Origin of the sequence: Erythrobacter sp. WG (assembly GCF_026586795.1) — a bacterium.
Classification (GTDB): Bacteria; Pseudomonadota; Alphaproteobacteria; order Sphingomonadales; family Sphingomonadaceae; genus Erythrobacter.
Genome location: NZ_JAPFGY010000008.1, coordinates 85,963 through 104,116, shown reverse-complemented (window position 1 = coordinate 104,116; position 18,154 = coordinate 85,963). Strand labels below are relative to the sequence as shown.

14 protein-coding genes are annotated in these 18,154 nt (G+C 69.3%); 5 read left to right on the top strand and 9 right to left on the bottom strand.

All coding sequences use genetic code 11. From position 1 onward, the window contains the following. Positions 1-175: 175 nt before the first annotated feature. From OPU67_RS06260 to OPU67_RS06240, 5 genes are all read right to left on the bottom strand, one after another. Positions 176-1,414 (bottom strand): NAD(P)/FAD-dependent oxidoreductase, encoded by a 1,239-nt coding sequence (locus OPU67_RS06260; protein ID WP_267618420.1) that lies wholly within the window; start codon positions 1,412-1,414, stop codon positions 176-178. Positions 1,415-1,576: 162 nt separating this feature from the next. Beyond that, on the bottom strand, positions 1,577-6,271 hold the full coding sequence (locus OPU67_RS06255; RefSeq protein WP_267618419.1) for an NAD-glutamate dehydrogenase: 4,695 nt from the start codon (positions 6,269-6,271) through the stop codon (positions 1,577-1,579). A 123-nt stretch (positions 6,272-6,394) separates the two neighbouring features. Beyond that, on the bottom strand, positions 6,395-7,396 hold the full coding sequence (locus tag OPU67_RS06250) for an LLM class flavin-dependent oxidoreductase (protein ID WP_267618418.1): 1,002 nt from the start codon (positions 7,394-7,396) through the stop codon (positions 6,395-6,397). Further along, complete coding sequence (locus OPU67_RS06245; protein ID WP_267618417.1) at positions 7,393-8,289, bottom strand: tetratricopeptide repeat protein; 897 nt, start codon at positions 8,287-8,289, stop codon at positions 7,393-7,395. Before OPU67_RS06245 ends, OPU67_RS06250 begins: the two co-directional genes overlap by 4 nt. Before the next feature lie 7 nt (positions 8,290-8,296). Continuing rightward, entirely contained in the window at positions 8,297-9,031 is a 735-nt protein-coding gene (locus OPU67_RS06240) for an alpha/beta hydrolase family protein (RefSeq protein ID WP_267618416.1), read from the bottom strand. Between the two features lie 80 nt (positions 9,032-9,111). Between OPU67_RS06240 and OPU67_RS06235 the strand changes: the two genes are divergently transcribed. Together OPU67_RS06235 and OPU67_RS06230 are read left to right on the top strand one after the other, a co-directional pair. Then, positions 9,112-10,770: an alkaline phosphatase D family protein gene (locus tag OPU67_RS06235; RefSeq protein ID WP_267618415.1), complete on the top strand. Its 1,659-nt coding sequence runs from the start codon at positions 9,112-9,114 to the stop codon at positions 10,768-10,770. 326 nt (positions 10,771-11,096) lie between these two features. Continuing rightward, positions 11,097-11,288, top strand: a complete 192-nt coding sequence (locus tag OPU67_RS06230) for a hypothetical protein (protein ID WP_267618413.1) — start codon at positions 11,097-11,099, stop codon at positions 11,286-11,288. Between the two features lie 768 nt (positions 11,289-12,056). Here the strand turns inward: OPU67_RS06230 and OPU67_RS06225 are convergent. Beyond that, positions 12,057-12,266 carry a hypothetical protein gene (locus OPU67_RS06225; RefSeq protein ID WP_267618410.1) on the bottom strand — a complete coding sequence of 70 codons (210 nt, stop codon included), beginning with the start codon at positions 12,264-12,266 and terminating at the stop codon, positions 12,057-12,059. A 154-nt stretch (positions 12,267-12,420) separates the two neighbouring features. Between OPU67_RS06225 and thrS the strand changes: the two genes are divergently transcribed. The 3 genes from thrS to OPU67_RS06210 are packed head-to-tail and all read left to right on the top strand — an operon-like array spanning position 12,421 to position 15,168. Then, complete coding sequence (gene thrS / locus OPU67_RS06220; RefSeq protein ID WP_267618408.1) at positions 12,421-14,418, top strand: threonine--tRNA ligase; 1,998 nt, start codon at positions 12,421-12,423, stop codon at positions 14,416-14,418. Position 14,419: 1 nt separating this feature from the next. Then, a complete protein-coding gene (locus tag OPU67_RS06215; protein ID WP_267618406.1) occupies positions 14,420-14,770 on the top strand; it encodes a hypothetical protein in 351 nt (116 codons plus the stop codon). Next, the gene (locus OPU67_RS06210) at positions 14,767-15,168 is read left to right on the top strand and encodes a DUF305 domain-containing protein (RefSeq protein WP_267618404.1); all 402 of its coding nucleotides are present in this window, start codon (positions 14,767-14,769) and stop codon (positions 15,166-15,168) included. Before OPU67_RS06215 ends, OPU67_RS06210 begins: the two co-directional genes overlap by 4 nt. 25 nt (positions 15,169-15,193) lie before the next feature. On the opposite strand, the gene OPU67_RS06205 is transcribed toward OPU67_RS06210, so the two are convergent. The 3 genes from OPU67_RS06205 to OPU67_RS06195 are packed head-to-tail and all read right to left on the bottom strand — an operon-like array spanning position 15,194 to position 18,091. Next, positions 15,194-15,340 carry a hypothetical protein gene (locus OPU67_RS06205; RefSeq protein WP_267618402.1) on the bottom strand — a complete coding sequence of 49 codons (147 nt, stop codon included), beginning with the start codon at positions 15,338-15,340 and terminating at the stop codon, positions 15,194-15,196. 35 nt (positions 15,341-15,375) lie between these two features. Beyond that, entirely contained in the window at positions 15,376-16,371 is a 996-nt protein-coding gene (locus OPU67_RS06200; protein WP_267618399.1) for an agmatine deiminase family protein, read from the bottom strand. Positions 16,372-16,381: 10 nt separating this feature from the next. After that, the gene (locus tag OPU67_RS06195; RefSeq protein WP_267618397.1) at positions 16,382-18,091 is read right to left on the bottom strand and encodes a M28 family metallopeptidase; all 1,710 of its coding nucleotides are present in this window, start codon (positions 18,089-18,091) and stop codon (positions 16,382-16,384) included. Between the last annotated feature and the right edge of the window lie 63 nt (positions 18,092-18,154).

The window sequence follows — 18,154 nt, the reverse complement described above, 5'->3', positions numbered from 1 at the left end:
CCCTGACCCGCGAGCGCGATGCGGTCGTTGCCGAAGCGACGGTGCGGTCTCTGGAAAACCTCCGGGGGCTGCCCTCCCTCTCCCCGCGGGGAGGGATCGGGGTTCGGGGGCTCCCCCGCCTGCGGCCACGTGCGAGGCCTGCGCCCAACCCCTCCGGCAAGCGGGAGGGGAGACGCTAGACAAGATCCTTCAGCGCCACCTCGGGATCTGCCAACTGCGCCGGGTCGATCCGCCCGCAGCCGCTCTCGAGCAGCTTGCGCGCCTGGACATAGTCCTTCATCGTCCCCACGCAGTCGAAGGCGATGGGCCTGCCTTCCTTCAGATAGACCACCGTGAACTTGCGGCTCTCCGGATCGCCGCGCAGCACCGTCGCGTCGAAGCCGATGCTGAGGCCTGCGGTCTGCAGCTTGAGGTCATACTGGTTCGACCAGAACCACGGCAGCGCGTGGTAGGGTCTGCCCTCGCCCATGATCGCCTTCGCCGCCGTGTTGGCCATGTCGTGGGCGTTCTGCACGGATTCGAGGCGGATCACGTCGCCGCCGGCGAAGGGGTTGGCGTGCGCGGCACAATCGCCGATCGCGTAGACATCCTCGAGCGTGGTGCGGCAGTATTCGTCGACGTCGACCCCGCTCGATCCCGCCGCGCCGGCGGCGATCAGCGGGCCGACGGCAGGGACGATGCCGATGCCGACCACCACCATGTCGCAGGGCACTTCCTCGCCATCATCGAGCCGGACGCCGGTGACCTTTTCCGTCCCGAGCACCGCCTGCACGCCGGTCGCAAGCCGCACGTCGACGCCCTGGCGGCGGTGTTCGGCCGCGTAGAAGTCGGACAGCTCCTCCCCCGCCACCCGCGCGAGCAGGCGGGGGAGCATCTCGACGAGCGTCACCGCGCAACCGAGCTTCCGCAGCACCGCGGCCGCCTCGAGCCCGATATAGCCGCCGCCGATCACCACCGCGCGCCTCGCCCCGTCGGCCAGCGCCTGCATCATCGCGTCGGCATCGCCCTTGTCGCGCACGTAAAAGACGCCCGGCAGCACCGCGCCCGGGACCGGCAGGCGGCGCGGATCGCCGCCGCCCGACCAGATCAGCGTGCCGTAGCCGACCTCGCCGCCGTCGTTCAGCGTCAGGCGGTGCGCCGCCGGGTCGATCGCGGTGACGGCCGCACCCAGCCGCAGGGCGATGTCCTTCTCCGCCCAGAAGGTCTCGGGCCGGATCATGATCCGCTCGAAGCCCTTGTCCCCGGCAAGATACTCCTTGGACAGCGGCGGCCGCTCGTAAGGCGGCGCACGGTCGCGGCCGATCATCAGGATCGAGCCGGCAAAGCCGTGCTGGCGCAGCGCGATCGCCGCCTGCGCCCCGCCGTGGCCGGTGCCGACGATGACCACGTCGGCGGTGTCGGTGGTGGATGTCATCCTGTCTTCATGCCCTTGCCGAGACCCTCGCCCCCTGGTGTGCCGGATTTGGCCCAAGGGTCAACCTCGCGGATTGGCAGGACCGCCCCCCCCTCCCCGCCGGGGAGGGGGCTGGGGGGAGGGGGCCCCGCCAGCGGCCACGCGCGGCCCGCGGCCGCGACCTTACCGCTCCAGCAAATTCCTCGCCTGGCTGGCGATCTGCGCGAGCATCGCCGCGCCGACCGGGGGACGCGCCTGCGCGCGGGCGACCATCGCCCGGAACTGCGCGACGCCGCTGGCATTGCGCTCCGCCCAGGCCGCCACCGCCCCGCGCGGATCGGCCTTGCCGTCCTTCGTCGCGATCTGTCGGCGCAGAAACTCGATGCGCATCTGCTGGATATCGCGCGCAAGGCCCGAGACCAGCAGCCGCTCCCAGACATCGGAGGGCGTCATGTAGGCGGCGGTCCCCTGCGCCCAGTCGAGGCCGAGGAGCGTGCCGACATCGGTGAAGGCGTGCGTCAGCAAGCACGGCTCGATCCCCGTCGCCCCGGCGGCCTGCGCAAGGCCCACCGCGCCGTCGAAGTCGAACATCGCCGCGACCCGCGCCGCCAGCGGCTCGGGCGTGCCGAGCGCGACGAAGCTGTCGCGAAGCGCCCGCGAGCGGGCGCGCGGCTCGTCGGTGAGCAGTTCCTCGCGGCCCGCGATCAGCGTGTCGACGTCCTTCTGCAAGGCTGCGATCAGCGCGCCTGCCGCGACATTGCCGGCGGCGGTGCGCAACACGTCGCTCATCAGGTTGCCGACCGCCGCGGCGAGGCGGCCGAACAGCGCGAGGCGCGCGGCCTCGGGGATGTCGGCGGTCTCGATGTCGCGCCACAGCGCATCGAGCCCGAACAGGCGTTCGGCGACGACAAAGGCTGCGGCGACCTCGGCAAGGCCCACGCCCTCCTCTTCGGCGAGCTCGAAGGGATGGACCATGCCCATGCGGTTGACGAGGCGGTTGGAAAGGCTGGTCGCAATCATCTCGCGGCGCAGCCGGTGATTGCGGATCTCCTCGGCATAGGTCTTGCGCATCGCCGAGGGGAAGCGCGCGAGCAGCAGCGGCTCGAGCACCGGGTCGTCGGGCAGCGTGCTGCCCTCGATCGCGTCCTGAAGCGCGAGCTTGGCCGAGGACAGCAGCACCGCGAGCTCGGGCCGGGTCAGGCCGGCGCCGTCGGCGGCACGGCGGGTCAGGGCCTCGCCGTCGGCCAGACCCTCGGTGCGGCGATCGAGGTCGCCCGCCTCCTCGAGCCGCTCGATCAGGCGCACATAGGCCGGCATAGCCCCGGCCCCGCCACTCTCGGCGATCGACAGGGCGAGCGCCTGGAGGCGGTTGTCCTCGAGCACCAGCGTGGCGACTTCGTCGGTCATGCTGGCCAGCAGCGTGTTGCGCTTTGTCTCGGTAAGCTTGCCGCTGGCGGTGGCGGCGGCCAGCGCGATCTTGATGTTGACCTCGTTGTCCGAGCAATCGACGCCGGCCGAATTGTCGATGAAGTCGGTGTTGATGCGGCCGCCGTTCAGGGCGAAGCTGATGCGCCCGGCTTGGGTCACGCCGAGGTTCGCACCCTCCCCGATTACCCGCGCGCGCACCTCGGTGCCGTCGATCCGCAGCGCGTCGTTGGCGGGGTCGCCGACCGCGATGTTGTTCTCCTGCGGGGCCTTCACGTAGGTGCCGATGCCGCCGAACCAGAGCAGGTCGACCGGCGCCTTGAGGATCGCGGTGATCAGCGCCTCGGGCTCGATCTCCTTCACATCGATGCCGAGCACCGCGCGCGCCTGCTTCGACAGCTTGATCGTCTTGGCGGTGCGCGGGAAGACCCCGCCGCCCTTGGAGATCAGCGCCTTGTCGTAATCGTCCCAGCTCGAGCGCGGCAGCGCGAACATCCGCGCCCGCTCCTGCCAGCTGGCTGCGGGATCGGGGCTGGGATCGATGAAGATGTGCCGGTGATCGAAGGCGGCGACGAGTTTCAGGGCCTTGGACAGCAGCATCCCGTTGCCGAACACGTCGCCGGACATATCGCCGCAGCCGACCACGGTGACGGGATCGTTCTGCACGTCCACGCCCAGCTCGCGGAAGTGGCGCTGGACGCTGAGCCACGCGCCGCGCGCGGTGATACCCATCGCCTTGTGGTCGTAGCCGTTCGAGCCCCCGCTGGCGAAGGCGTCGTCGAGCCAGAAGTCGCGCGATTGGGCGATGCCGTTGGCAATGTCGGAGAAGGTCGCGGTGCCCTTGTCGGCGGCGACCACGAAATAGGGGTCTTCGCCATCCAGCACCTCGACGCCGTGGGGATGCACCACGCGTCCCTCCACGATGTTGTCGGTGAGCGACAGCAGGGTGCGGATGAAAATCTCGTAGGACGCGCGGCCCTCGGCGGCCCAGCCCTCGCGGTCGATCGCGGGGTTGGGGAGCTGCTTGGGATAGAACCCGCCCTTGGCCCCGGTCGGCACGATCACCGCGTTCTTGACGCGCTGGGCCTTCATCAGGCCGAGGATCTCGGTGCGGAAGTCGTCGCGCCGGTCGGACCAGCGAAGGCCCCCGCGCGCCACCGCGCCCGAGCGCAGGTGGATGCCCTCGACGCGCGCCGAATAGACGAAGATCTCGCGCCACGGCACGGGCTTGGGCAGGCCCGGCACCAGCGCGGAATCGAGCTTGAAGGCGAGCGCCTCCTCGGACGCCGGGGCGAAGGCGTTGGTGCGCAGCACCGCGGCGAGCACCGCGCGATAGAGGCGCAGCAGGCGGTCGTCGTTGCTGGCGGTGACCTTGGCAAGGCCGCGGGTGAAGGCGCTCTGCGCGGCGGCGGCCGCCTCCTCGCGGTCGCCCGCGAAGGCGGGGTCGTGGTGCGCCTTGAACAGCTCGACCATCGCACGGGTCACCTGCGGCGCGGCCACCAGCGCATCGACCACCGTGCCGATGGTGAAGCTCACCCCCGTCTGGCGCAGGTAGCGGTAGATCGCGCGCATCCAGTTGGCCTCGCGCGGGGCGAGACTGGCGGCGGCGACGAGGCGGTTGAAGGGATCGTCCTCGGCCTGCCCGTTGAGCACCGCGGCGAGCGCCGCCTCGATCGCGTCCGCGCGTTCGAGCAGCGCACCCGCCTCGCGCCCGGCGGGCAGGCTCAGCAGGAACTCGTCGATTGCGCCGAGCGACGCATCGGCGAGCGGCGTCGGCATTTCGGCGAGCACCCGGAAGCCGAAATTCTCGAGCGCCGGGACCGCATCGGACAGCGCCAGCGTGCCCTTCAGCACATAGACCTTGAGCCGGAGCGTCTGCGGCCCGTCGGCGGGCAGGCGGTAGAGCCGCACCAGCCGCTCGATCCGCTCGCCCTCCCCTTCGCCCAGCGCAAGGCTGCGCAGGCGGGCGATGTCGCGCGCCGCCTCCTCGGGGCCATAGGCGAGGCGGTAGCCGGTCGGGAAAGCGGGGGCATAGCGCGCGGCGAGCGCGGCGGCACGGCCTTCCTCCTCGAAGGCGGCGAGGTGGGTCGCGACCGCCTCGTTCCAGCCGCGCAGCAGGTCGAAGAGTTCGGCCTCGATGGCGGCATCGTCGGGCAGGGTGTCGCAGGCGCGCACGTCGATCAGGAAGCGCAGCAGCGCGAGCGTGCTGCTCTCGACCGACAGGCTCCAGTCGAGCAGCTGCGCGCCGGACGTGCGCAGCAGCATCGCCTGGATCTGGAGTCGGACGTCGGTGGACAGCTGGTCGCGCGGCAGCCACACGAAGGCGAAGACGTGGCGCTCGAGCGTGGCGCGCACCATGATGAGGCGCGGGCGCGGACGGTCGATCAGCACCATCTTGGCAGTGACGAGCTCGGCCACACGGTCGGGCTCGAAGGCGGTGAGCAGGTCGTTGGGCAGCGAGGTGAAGGCGTGCACCAGCGCCTTGCCGTTGTGCCCGTGCGGATCGAAGCCGAGCTTGGCGGTCAGCTCGTCCACCATCCGGCGCAGCACCGGCACCTCGTGCGGGCGCTCGTTCATCGCCGCGCTGGTCCACAGGCCGGCGTGGATCGAGAGCGCGGTGATCGCCCCGTTATTGCGCACCGGCACGATGAACAGGTCGAGCGGGCTTGCGCGGTGGACCCGCGACTGGACGTTGGACTTGATCGCCAGCAGCGGCCTCACGCGCCCGGCGGCCTCCTCGCTGTCGAACCAGGCGAAGGCGCGTTCGTAGCTGACGGCGGCGAGCAGGTCGTTCGCCGAGGCGCGGCAGATGCCGAGCCGATCGGCGATCGTGCCGTCGCGGTGGCGGGTGAGATGGCCCAGCTGGGTCAGCATCCCGCCGCCGAGCCACGCCAGCAATGCGCCCATCTCGGGGTCGAGCGCACCTGCCGCCTCGGCATCGGCGGTGATCGCCGCCTGCATCCCCGGCCAGTCCGCCACCGCCGCGTGGACATCGCCGAGCGTGGTCTCGAGCGCCTCGAGAAGCTCGCGGCGCTGGCGCGCATCGACGCGCGGGGTCTCGATATAGATCAGCGATTCGCGCGCGCCGTCCTTGCCGAGGCGGGTGATCGTGCCGCCGCCATCGCGCTCCACGGGGACAACGGGGTGAAGCAGCAGGTCGATGTCCACGCCCTGTGCGGCGATGGTGGCGGCGATCGAATCGACGAGGAAGGGCTGGTCGTCGTTGATGACCGCGATCCTGAGGTGGCGGCGCTCCCCCCCGGCGGATTCCAGCTGGATCACCGGCTGTCCCGGCGCACGAATCGCGCCGGCGGCGAGCAGGTAGCCGGCCGCCTCGTCCAGCACGCTCTTCTCGGTGGCCGCATCGCCGGGCAGGAGGGACGCCTCCAGCTGCAGACGCAAGGCCTTGATCAGCGCTTTCGAAGGCGCGGCGGCGACGGGTTTCGACCCCATTGAAGGCTCCTGTCCAACCTGCGTTCCGGCTTCGACTTGAAGCAATTATGTTGTGCCGGATTGTTCTATTCGTGTCTTGCGCGATACAGGCTTTCTGCCTCGCCACGCAAGCGCGATGATCGATTAGGATGACGCCGCCGCGACGCTCTGGCAGGCGTCCATGGTGAGTTCGAGCGAGCGGATGCGCGCTTCGGGATCGTAGGTCGCGCCGCACAGCATGATCTCGTCGGCCCCGGTGCGGCGCACGAAGGCGGCAATGCCCTCGCGCACCTGCGCCGGCGTGCCGACGGCGGCGGCTTGCCCCAGGTGGGCGAGCATCGCCTGCGCGCTGGCCGGGAGGGTGTCGGCATAATCGGCGACCGGCGGCGGTAGCCTGCCCGGCTGACCGGTGCGCAGCCGCACGAAGCTCTGCTGCTGCGAGGAGGCGACGAGCCGTGCCTCGGCCTCGGTCTCGGCGGCGAAGACGTTCATCGCGACCATCACGTGCGGCCGCGCCAGCGCCTCGGAGGGCTGGAAGTCGCGGCGATAGACCGCGAGCGCGGCGTCGAGGTGATCGGGGGCGAAGTGCGCGGCGAAGGCGTAGGGCAGGCCCAGCTTCGCGGCGAGCTGCGCGCCGAACAGGCTCGAGCCGAGCATCCACAGCTGAACCTGCGCGCCGAAGCCGGGGGTTGCCTTGATCGGCAGGTCATGGTCCCCGGTCAGCAGCGCGCGCAACTCGACCACGTCCTGCGGGAAATACTCTGCGGCCTGGTGGAGGTTCTTCCTGAGCGCCCGCTGGAGCTCCGGCCCCGCCCCCGGCGCGCGGCCGAGCCCGAGGTCGATGCGCCCCGGAAACAGGGCATCCAAGGTGCCGAACTGCTCGGCGATCTGGAAAGGGGTGTGGTTGGGCAACATGATCCCGCCCGATCCGATGCGGATGCGGTGCGTCGCGTTGCCGACATGGGCGAGCACGACCGAGGTCGCCCCGCCCGCGATCCCGTCCATCGCGTGATGCTCGGCCACCCAGAACCGGTCGCACCCGAAGCGTTCGGCGGCGCGGGCGAGATCGGCGGTGGCGGCGAAGGCTTCGGCCAGCGTGCCGCCTTCGCGCACCGGGACGAGATCGAGGACGGCGAAACGGGTCATCGCGGCTGCTCCTGCTGCTGCTGCTGCGGCGGCGACGGCTGGGCCGGGCCGGGGCTGCCCATGTCGATATTCTCGCCCAGTTGCGCAAGGTAGCCCTGCGCGGTGGCGGCCTCGGGCGTGCCGGGGGCAAGGTCGATCACCGAACGCCAGCTCGCCCGCGCCGCCGCCTCGCGCCCGCCGAGCACCGCGATGAGCCCGGCCTCGAGCCCGGTGGCCGGATCGCTGGGTCCAAGCGTCGCCGCCCGCTCGATCGCGGCCTGCGCCTCGGGGAGACGTTCAAGCCGGCGCAGCAAGGTCGCCTTGAGGAGCCAGCCCTCGGGGCGGTCCGGCGCGCGGGTCGTGGCGGTCTCGAGCGCGGCGAGCGCCTCGTCCGGGCGCTGGAGGGCGACCAGCGCGCGGGCGCGGTCGGTCGCGGCGATGGCCTCGAGCACCGGATATTTCGCTCGCGCCGCATCGGCCCCGGCCAGCGCCAGCAGCCCCTCGGCCCCGGCGGCATCACCGCTGGCGAGGGCGGCGTTGCCGGCGAGCGCGGCGAAGCGGGCGCGGGCGCGCACCTCGTCCTCGGGCGTCTCGGCGCGGGCGGCGGCGAAGGCGGCGCGGGCGTCGTCCCACAGCGCCAAGCGGCTCGCGGCGGTGCCGAGGCACAGGTTGGCGAGCACGCGGTCGGTGCCGGTGGTCTCGGACCGGCGGATCTGTGCCATGGCATTGGCCCGCGCCGGGTCCTCCTCGAGCTGGGCGAGGCATCCCTCGAACCACGCGCTGGTGAGCTCCGCGTTCCCGGCCTCCACGCCGTCACGCCGCACCGGGCGGTCGCGCACCAGATCGTCCCCCTGCATCCCCCCCGCCAGCGGGTTGGGTCCGACTTGCATCAGCAGGGCGAGGAGCAGGGACATGGGCCTTCTATCCGTAGAATTCGGCCACCACGGCCTTGAGGAGGGCGATATCGCTCTCCCGCGAGAGGCGATGGTCGCCGTCCTCTACCAGCGTCACCTGAACGTCGCCCGACCGCAGCGCCGCCTTGAGGCGGAGCGAGATGTCGTAGGGCACGTCCGTATCGGCCTTGCCGTGGATCAGGCGCACCGGGCAGGCGAGGTCGATTTCCCGGCCGAGCCGCAAGTGGCATTCGGCATCGGCGAAGAAGCCGGGATGGGTGGGCGTCGGCTCGGGGCCGTAGGGGTTGGGCTCGAGGATCGTCTCCCCCGCCGCCAGCTGCGCGCGCTGTTCGGCGGTGTAGCCCCACTGGGTGAAGTCGGGCGCCGCGGCGATGCCGACGAGGCCTGCGAGACGGTGCCTGAGGTGCTCGGCAACCAGCAGCATCAGCCACCCGCCCATCGACGAGCCGACCAGCAGCACCGGGCCGCTGACATAGCTCGCGACCAGCGCCAGTACCTCGTCGCGCCACTTCGACAGCATCCCGTCCGCGAAGTCACCGTCGCTCGCGCCGCAGCCCGAATAGTCGAGCAGCAGGCAGGCGCGGCCCTGCGCCTGCGCCTCGGCAAACAGCGCGCTCGCCTTGCTGCCGCCCATGTCGGACATGTAGCCGGGGAGGAACACGCAGCACGGCCCCGCGCCGTCGGTATAGCGGAAGGCGACGCGGCGGCCATCGTAGAGGGTGTGGTACAGAATGTCGTTCATCGCCGCCTCATGCCTTGCGCCGGCGGGGCGGCGCAAGCATTGTCACCATAGCGCAATCGGAGAGGGATAGGCGCCTGCCCATGATCAAGACCGAACCTGCGGCCCAGCCCGCGCCCACGAACATCACCCGTCGCAGCCTGTTCGCCCTCGCCGGCGCGGGCGCCGCCGTCGCCGCTGCCCCTGCCGCCGCCACCGGCTTCGGCAAGGGCTTCACCCACGCCGTCGCCAGCGGCGAGCCGGCGGCGAAATCGGTGCTGCTTTGGACCCGCTACGTCGCCGATGCCGATACACCGCTGACCTGGCAGGTGAGCGAGACCGAGAACTTCGCCAGGCCCGTGGCGGAAGGCTCCGTCACCGCATCGGCGGACCGGGACTGGTGCGCCAAGGGCGTCGCCACCGGGCTCGCGCCCGACCGCTGGTATTTCTACCGCTTCCTCGCGCCCGACGGCACCGCCTCGCCCATCGGGCGCACCCGCACCCTGCCGGAGGGCAAGACCGGCCGCTTCCTGCTGGCGGTGTTCTCCTGCTCCAATTTCGGCTTCGGCTGGTTCAACGCCTACGGCCACGCGGCGAGCGCCAACGACGCCGATCTCGCGGTGCATGTCGGCGACTACATCTACGAATATGCGCGCGGCAATTACCCCTCGGCCACCCAGACCATCGAAGGCCGCGTGCTGGAGCCCGCCAACGAGCTCGTCGCGCTTGCCGACTACCGTCTACGCTACGCCACCTACCGCGCCGATCCGGACTGCCAGCGCCTCCACCAGGTGCTGCCGATGATCTCCTGCTGGGACGATCACGAAAGCGCCAACGACAGCTGGACCGGCGGGGCCGAGAACCACCAGCCGGCGACCGAGGGCGACTGGGCAGTGCGCAAGGCCGCCGCCAAGCGCGCCTACCGCGAATGGATGCCGGTCGGCGAGGAGGCCTATGCCACCTACCAGATCGGCGATCTTGCCACCCTGTTCAAGCTCGACACCCGGCTCGAGGGGCGCGAGCAGCAGTTCAGCCTTGCCGCCGTGATGGCCGGGAAGACCGATCCGCAGGCGCTCGACGCCGCGCTCGCCGCCTTCCGCGACGGGCAATGGGCAGACCGGAACCGTCAACTGCTCGGGGCGGCCCAGCAGGACTGGCTCGTCAAGGGCCTCGCCGCCTCGACCCGGTCGGGCACCCAGTGGCAGGTGCTCTGCCAGCAGGTGAACATGGGCAACCTCAAGACGCCGCGCGCCTTTGCCGAGGGGATCGGCGGGGGCCTCCCTGATTTCGTGCGCCAGCGCCTTACGGCCGCGGTCGCCGCGAGCAAGGTCGGCCTGCCCTCCAACATGGACGCCTGGGACGGCTACCCCGCCGCGCGCGAGCGGGTGTTCAAGGCCGCGCTCGATGCCGACGCCAATCTCGTCGTGCTGGCGGGCGACAGCCACAACGCCTGGGCCTTCGACCTCGCCCACGAGGGCAAGCCGGTCGGCGTCGAGTTCGCCGGCCAGTCGGTGAGCTCGCCCGGCTTCGAAAGCTACCTCAATTTCCTCAAGCCCGATGCGCTTGCGGCGGCGCTGGTGGCCGAGAACAGCCAGCTGAAATGGGCCGACACCGCCCAGCGCGGCTATATGCTGGTGGAGCTGACCCCGGCGACGGTGGCGACCGAATACCGCTTCACCGGCGGCGCGAAGCAACGCGCGGCGCAGCTGGCGGGGACCAAGCGGATCACCAGCGCGAAGGGTTCGGGCAAGCTGGCGATGTAAGGCTGTAAACGCCTCGCCACTTGGGCCGAAGCGGCCTCGCTACTTTGGCGAGAAGCGCGAGAGGTGGTTGCTTTAGCGCCGTTATCCCCAGCGGAGTCAGCCCGAGAACAAAACGTGGCTGGACTCATTGCCCGCTCTGTGGATTCCTACAATGTGATTGTTCCGAAAAGCGAAAACCCCGGCGGTGCGAACGCCGGGGCTTCTCGGGGCAACTCCCACCCAAGTTTGTCCGGGGGTGGGAGCGGGATAATCCCCGCTACGGGGTGGGAATACCCACACCGGGGATTCCTCGTCAAGTCCGGTCGTCACATGGAAAGGATAAATCCATGATCGTTGAACGACCCAAGCGCCCCGAGCGGGCACCATACTCTCCAGAAGTCTACTGCGAGGTTAAACGCAGGCTCGCCGCTGGCGAGTTCCAGCACGACATCGCAGCCGATCTCGATTGGAACCAAGGACGGGTGTCCGAAGTGAAGACTGGGAAGCGGGGCGCTGACCACCAGCCCACGCTGTTCTAGCCTTTGGCGGGGCTGGCCTTCGGGTCGGCTCCGTTTTTCAATTCCCGCCGCTTCTGCCCCAACGGGGTGATCGGCTCGTGTTTCTGGTGCGAATTGCGCAGCATGCGCTTCAGCGCCTCGTCCTCTTTGTCTGATCGGAGTGTTCCATGACACCTCAAGAGCCGCATCCAAGTGCGGACGACTTTGCGAAGGCCATAGGCTATCTCTGCATTGCGACAGCGCGGCTAGACTACGGCGTAGCCCTCTTGGTCCAAGAGCTATCGGGGGTGGACGAGAAAACAACCGCTTGCATCTTGGCGAACGACCAACTCGCAAAGCGATGCGAAACGGCCAAGCGTCTGATCCTGCTTAAAGTGAGCCACTCCGACTGGCGAGATGACGCAACCAAGGCATTGGACGTCATAATCAACGAAATCGCCCCGAGGCGGAATAGATACATCCACGACGGATGGTCTTTCGATGCTGAAGGCGCCCAACGCGAAGACAGAAGCGTGAAAGTGTCCAAGACGCCCCACAACGGCCAAACGGTTACTTTCAACGCGAAATACTCAACACCAATCGATCATCTACAAGAAATGATCGATGTGTGCGAGATGGCATACACCGAACTCACATTCATTCGGCGAGACTACAAGGTTCTGAAGCAAACAGGGCAGCCCTTAAAAGCTCTGCACTTGAATCGCGAGCTGTCCACATACTCTTTTCGAGGTAGAATCCGATAGCACGCGTCAGCGGGGCCGCGCCCGCCTCGATCACCTCCTCGGAAATCTAGATCTTGGTATCCGACTCGCTCATCTCTGGGCTGCTTTCTTCAGTGTTTGATGCCTCGCTTGCTTTCCATTGATGCCTCGCGTAACCCCGCCGCTGCATCAACTTCATCAACTTGCGCGTGACTTTTTCCTGTTGGAGGCCTACCTCACCGCGCATGGCACGCTCGCTCGCCACCACCCGCACCACCACCACGACCCGGACGACCATCCGGGGGCGGCGGCGCGCGCGATAAGCAGGCAGCCCGCCGCCCGGTCCGGGGCGGCGCGGTGTTCTCCCCAGACCGGTTCTCGCACACAACACCGCTCTTCCGGTGCGTCACCCTTTGCCTTAAGGGCCGCCCAAACGAGACGGACCTGCGACGATGACCGAACTGCTCAAGATCAGCCTGCCCGACGGATCGGTGCGCGAGATGCCCGCCGGGAGCACCCCTGCGGACGTCGCCGCCGCGATCGGCCCGGGCCTCGCCAAGGCGGCGCTCGCTGCGCGGGTCAACGGCGAGCTGCGCGACCTCGCCCGCCCCTTCGAGGGTGACGCCGAACTCGCGCTGGTGACGGCCCGCGACGAGGCCGATGCGCTCGAACTCGCCCGCCACGACTATGCCCATGTGCTGGCCGAGGCGGTGCAGGCGCTGTGGCCCGGCACGCAGATCACCTTCGGCCCGGCGACCGACGACGGCTTCTACTACGACGTGAAGGCGCCCGACACGCGCGAGCCCTTCGGCATGGACGATCTCCCCGCCATCGAGGCGAAGATGCGCGAGATCATCCGCGCCGACAAGCCGCTGCGCCGCGAGGTGTGGAGCCGCGAGGACCTGATCGCCAAGTGGTCGTCCGAGGGCGAGACCTTCAAGGCCGAGTGGGCGAAGGAACTGCCCGAGGGCGAGGAGCTGACGGTCTACTGGTCGGGGAGCGACTGGCTCGACATGTGCCGTGGGCCCCACCTGCCCTCCACCGGCAAGCTCGATCCCGACGCCTTCAAGCTGATGCGTGTCGCGGGGGCCTATTGGCGCGGCGATCAGAGCAATGCGCAATTGACGCGCATCTACGGCACCGGCTGGCTCAACAAGAAGCAGTTGCAGGCCCACCTCATGCGGCTGGAGGAAGCCGCCAAGCGCGACCATCGCAAACTCGGCCGCGAGATGGACCTGTTCCACCTGCAGGAGGAGGCCCACGGGAGCGTCTTCTGGCACCCCAAGGGCTATCGCATCTGGCGCGAGCTCGAGGCCTATATGCGCCGCAAGATGGACGGCGCGGGCTACCGCGAGATCAAGACACCGCAGCTGATGGACGTGCGCCAGTGGACGCAATCCGGCCACTGGGGGAAGTATGCACAGAATATGTTCGCGGTCCCGGACATCGTGCCCGACGTCGACGAGGAGAGCGGTGTCGCCTCCCCCAAGGTGGCGGATGACGCGGCATGGATGGCGATCAAGCCGATGAACTGCCCCGCGCACGTCATGGTCTTCCGCCAGGGGATCACCTCCTACCGCGACTTGCCCATCCGCCTCTCCGAGATGGGCTGCTGCCACCGCAACGAACCCCACGGCGCGCTCCACGGGCTGATGCGCGTGCGCCAGTTCACGCAGGACGATGCGCACATCTTCTGCACGGAAGGTCAGGTCGTCTCCGAGGTGCAGGCCTTCATCGCTCTGGCCGATAGCGTCTACCGCGACTTCGGCTTCACCTATGACATCAAGCTCGCCCTGCGCCCCGAAAAGCGCTTCGGCAGCGAGGCGGATTGGGACAAGGCCGAGCAGGAATTGCGCGATGCGCTGACCGCCAATGGCCTTGAATGGGAGGAGCTTCCCGGCGAGGGTGCCTTCTATGCCCCCAAGCTCGAATGGCACCTCACCGACGCAATCGGGCGCACCTGGCAGGTCGGCACGATCCAGTCGGACCGGGTTTTGCCCGAGCGGCTCGATGCGAGCTATGTCGGCGAGGACGGGGAGAAGCACCGCCCGGTGATGCTCCACCGCGCGATCTTCGGGAGCTACGAACGCTTCATCGGCATCCTGATCGAGCATTTCGCCGGCAAGCTGCCGACGTGGCTCGCCCCGGTGCAGGCGGTGGTGGCGACCATCGTTTCGGACGCGGACGGCTATGCCCATGACGTCGAGGCGCAGCTGAAGGCGGCGGGCATCCGAGTCGAGACCGACACCCGCAACGAGAAGATCAACTACAAGGTGCGCGAACACTCGCTCGCCAAGGTCCCGCACCTGTTGGTGGTCGGCAAGCGCGAGGCTGAGGAAGGCACTGTCGCGGTCCGCACGCTGGGCGCCGAGCACCAGAAGGTGATGCCGCTCGCCGAGGCGATCGCGATGCTCAAGGCCGAAGGGACGCCGCCCGATCTGAGGCACTGACATGCATCCCATGATCCTCGCCTCGCTGGCGCTCAACATTGCCGTGCTGGTGCCGGTCTGCGTCGGCCTTGCCACGCGGGCGAACTGGACGGTTGCCGCTTATGGCCCGGTCACCCCGGCGCGCGGCATTCTGCTGTCTATCTACATGGCGCTGCTGATCAGCTCGGCCGCACTGCTGCTCATGCCGGTGACTGCAATGGTCGCCGGCCTGCTGGCGGTGCAGATCGTCTACAAGCTCACCACCCCCTTCACGGTCGAATCCTTCACCAATTCGGTGGTGGTGAGCAATCTCGCCATCGCGGCGGTCCACGCCGTCACGCTCGTCACGATCTGGGAGGAGACCTTTCCATGAAGAAAACGCTCACGATTCTGCCGGCCGTGCTGCTCGTCGCCGCCTGTGCGGGGGGCGGCACCGACAAGGGCGCCGAAACCGATCACGCCGCCATGGGGCACGAAGGGCACGACATGGGCGCGGCCACGCCCGCCGCGCCGCTCACCGAGGCGCAGGCGGCCTACAAGGCGGCCAACGACACGATGCACGAAGGCATGGCCGACATCCCGGCGGACCCCGACGTCGCCTTCATGCAGGGAATGCTTGCCCACCACAGGGGCGCGGTGGCGATGTCGCAGGTCGCATTGAAATACGCCAAGGACGAGCAGGCGCGCGATCTCGCCCGCCGGGTGATCGCGGCGCAGGAGGCCGAGATCGCGGAAATGGACGCCTGGCTGCGCAAGCGCCAGGGCAGTTAGGCAGGCCGCACGCCGGCTCGGCGGATCAGAAGGGGAAGGCGCGCCCGGCGAGGATCAGCGCCGCCGCCGATCCGAGCACGATGATCCGCCGCGCCCATTCGAGCGAGTCGATCCGGGCCGCGGCAGCAAGCGGCAGGGCGAGAGCGCGGGCGGAGGCTGGGGCGCGGTTCATGCCGCACACTCTCCCCCCAAATCCCTAACGAATCGTTAATCCCGTGCGCGCGCCGCCGGCATCTGCTGGCTGGCGCAGTGAAAGCCTCCGCCGCCGGCCAGCACCGCCTCGCCGGGCAGGCCGATCGTGTCACGGTCGGGAAACAGCGCGGCGATGGCGGCGACGCCATCGGCATCGTGGGGCGAGCCGAAGGTCGGCACCACCACGAGATGCGAGGTGATCGCGAAGTTGACGTAGCTGGCAGGTTCCACCCGCCCGTCCCGCTCGATCCGGCCGGGGGAGGGGATGCGCACCACCTCGACCCCGAAGGCTTTGGCCCGCGCGGCGGCATCGGCGTAGATCGCGGCGTTGGGATCGTCCGCGCCGGTCGCTTGCGGGACGATCATCCGGTTCGGCGCCACGAAGCGCGCGAGGTTGTCGACGTGCCCGTCGGTGTGGTCGTTGACGAGGCCATCGCCGAGCCACAGCACCCGGGTGAAGCCGAGCCGCGCGGCGATCTCGGCCTCGATTTCCTCGCGATTCATCTCGGGGTTGCGATTGGGGTTGAGGAGGCACTGCTCGGTGGTCGCGACAAGCCCCGTGCCGTCGCCGTCGATCGCCCCGCCCTCGAGGATCATCGCCGCGGTCTCGACCGCGAGCCCGGCATCGCGGGCGAGCTCCGAGCCGATCTCCAAGTCGCCGGGCATGAGGTATTTCTCCCCCCAGCCGTTGAATCCGAAGCGCCGCGCGCTGCGGGTGCCGTCCGCGTGCGTCACCACCAGCGGGCCGGTGTCGCGTAGCCACACGTCGCCATACACCCGGCGCTCGAGCGTCACCTTGCCGCTGACCAGCGCGCGGGCGCGCGCCTCGTTCGCCGCGTCGCGCACCAGCAGCCGCACCGCCTGCCCGCTGTCCGCCACGGCGCTCGCGAAGGCCGCCATCTGCTCCTGGGCGGGCTCGAGCCAGCCCGGCCACTCCTCCGCGAGATGCGGGAAGCCGATCCAGATCCAGTCCTGCGGTGCCCATTCGGGCGGCATCATCATCATGGCCATGGCGCGCGCGTCAGCAGCCCTTGTCGCTGCCGGCGCAGCTCTCGTCGCGGATCGCCCGGAACTCGTCCCCGTCGACCCAGTTGGGCCAGCTCGCGCTCATCGCCATCATCCGGCCGAGGCGATAGTAGAGCTGGAGGTCGGCCATCACGCCCGACCAGTCCCAGCTATCGTCGAATTCGTCCTTGGGGCCGTGGTAGCGCTTGTCGGTGTAGTCCTTGGCGATCGCCTCGCCCGCGGCGCGCCCGCCGCTCACGAGATCCTGCCCGCCATCGACATAGAGCATCGGCACGCCGAGCTTGGCGAGCGCGAAGTGATCGGAGCGGTAGTAGTAGCCCGCCTCGGGCTTCGCGTCGGGAGTGATGGTCCGCCCGTCGACCTTGAGCGCGGCTTCGAGGAAGCGGTCGAGCTGGGACTTGCCGAGGCCGACCACGGTTACGTCCTTCGCCGGGCCCGCCATCCGCAGCGCGTCCATGTTCACGCCGCCCACCGTCTGCGACAGCGGGAAGACCGGGTTCTGCGCGTAGTAGCTCGCGCCGAGCAGGCCGGATTCCTCCGCCGTCACCGCGAGGAACACGAGGCTGCGGCGCGGCGCCCCGGCCTTCACGTTGGCCTCGGCCAGCGCGACGAGCGCCGCGGTGCCGGTGGCGTTGTCGATCGCGCCGTTGCAGATGTCGTCGCCGTCGGGCGCCGGGGTGCAGCGCCCCAGATGGTCCCAATGCGCGGTGTGGAGCACCTTTTCGTCCGGCTTCTCTCTCCCGGGCAGGATGCCGATCACGTTGTGCGACTTGAAGCTCCTCACGTCGCTGGCGAAGCTGGTGGAAAGCTTCAATCCGAGCGGCACGCCCTTGAAGCCCTTGGCCTGGGCCTGCCTGGTCAGCGCGTCGAGGTCTTGTCCGGCCGCCTTCAGGATCGCCCGTGCGGCGTCCTGCGTGACCCAGCCGTTCATTTCGGTGAGCGGAGCCGCGTTCGGCCCGCGCTGGGCATAGGCCTGCGGGCCGCTCCAAGAGCTTTCGACGACGTTCCAGCCATAGGCGGCGGGTTCGGTCTGGTGGACGATCAGCGCGCCCGCCGCGCCCTGCCTTGCGGCCTCCTCGTACTTGTAGGTCCAGCGGCCGTAATAGGTCATCGCCTTGCCGCCGAAGGGCCCCTCGGTCCCCGCGGTCTGCCAGTCGGGGTCGTTGACGAGGATCACCACCGTCTTGCCCTTCACATCGAGGCCCGCGTAGTCGTTCCAGCCCTTTTCCGGCGCGTTGATGCCGTAGCCGACGAACACCAGTTCGCTGTCCTTGAGCGTGGTCCTGGCCTGCTCGCGATAGGTCGCGCCGACCCAGTCCTTGCCATAGGCGAAGGAGAGCGAGCCGCCCGCCTTCGCGCCGGTGACGGTCAGCGGCGCGAAGTCCTTGCCGGTGATCTCGACCAGCGGCACTTCCTGCACCCACGAACCGTTGTTGCCCGGCTGGAGCCCCGCCGCCTTCAAGCGCTCGGTGAGGAAGGCGATGGTCTTCTCCTCGCCCGCCGATCCCGGCGCGCGGCCCTCGAAGGCGTCGCTGGCGAGGGTGCGGGTCACGTCTTTCATGGTCGCTTCGGAGATGGTGCCGGGCGCGACCTCGGGGATGTCGAGCGACTGGCTGGCGCTCGCCACCGCGGGCGGCGTGTGGCACCCGGCGAGCGCAAGCGATCCTGCGAGCAAAGCGCCGAGCGCGGCGTGAAGGCGTGCCATGTCAATTCTCTCCCGTCGGTCCGAAGCGCGACCGGCGCTTCCCATCGCAGAGCCGCAAGGCGG

Excerpts from the sequence above, each read along its gene's own strand:
- OPU67_RS06260 (WP_267618420.1), bottom strand. The coding sequence starts at position 1,414 with ATGACATCCACCACCGACACCGCCGACGTGGTCATCGTCGGCACCGGC.
- OPU67_RS06255 (WP_267618419.1), bottom strand. The coding sequence starts at position 6,271 with ATGGGGTCGAAACCCGTCGCCGCCGCGCCTTCGAAAGCGCTGATCAAG.
- OPU67_RS06250 (WP_267618418.1), bottom strand. The coding sequence starts at position 7,396 with ATGACCCGTTTCGCCGTCCTCGATCTCGTCCCGGTGCGCGAAGGCGGC.
- OPU67_RS06245 (WP_267618417.1), bottom strand. The coding sequence starts at position 8,289 with ATGTCCCTGCTCCTCGCCCTGCTGATGCAAGTCGGACCCAACCCGCTG.
- OPU67_RS06240 (WP_267618416.1), bottom strand. The coding sequence starts at position 9,031 with ATGAACGACATTCTGTACCACACCCTCTACGATGGCCGCCGCGTCGCC.
- OPU67_RS06235 (WP_267618415.1), top strand. The coding sequence starts at position 9,112 with ATGATCAAGACCGAACCTGCGGCCCAGCCCGCGCCCACGAACATCACC.
- OPU67_RS06230 (WP_267618413.1), top strand. The coding sequence starts at position 11,097 with ATGATCGTTGAACGACCCAAGCGCCCCGAGCGGGCACCATACTCTCCA.
- OPU67_RS06225 (WP_267618410.1), bottom strand. The coding sequence starts at position 12,266 with ATGGTCGTCCGGGTCGTGGTGGTGGTGCGGGTGGTGGCGAGCGAGCGT.
- thrS (WP_267618408.1), top strand. The coding sequence starts at position 12,421 with ATGACCGAACTGCTCAAGATCAGCCTGCCCGACGGATCGGTGCGCGAG.
- OPU67_RS06215 (WP_267618406.1), top strand. The coding sequence starts at position 14,420 with ATGCATCCCATGATCCTCGCCTCGCTGGCGCTCAACATTGCCGTGCTG.
- OPU67_RS06210 (WP_267618404.1), top strand. The coding sequence starts at position 14,767 with ATGAAGAAAACGCTCACGATTCTGCCGGCCGTGCTGCTCGTCGCCGCC.
- OPU67_RS06205 (WP_267618402.1), bottom strand. The coding sequence starts at position 15,340 with ATGAACCGCGCCCCAGCCTCCGCCCGCGCTCTCGCCCTGCCGCTTGCT.
- OPU67_RS06200 (WP_267618399.1), bottom strand. The coding sequence starts at position 16,371 with ATGGCCATGATGATGATGCCGCCCGAATGGGCACCGCAGGACTGGATC.
- OPU67_RS06195 (WP_267618397.1), bottom strand. The coding sequence starts at position 18,091 with ATGGCACGCCTTCACGCCGCGCTCGGCGCTTTGCTCGCAGGATCGCTT.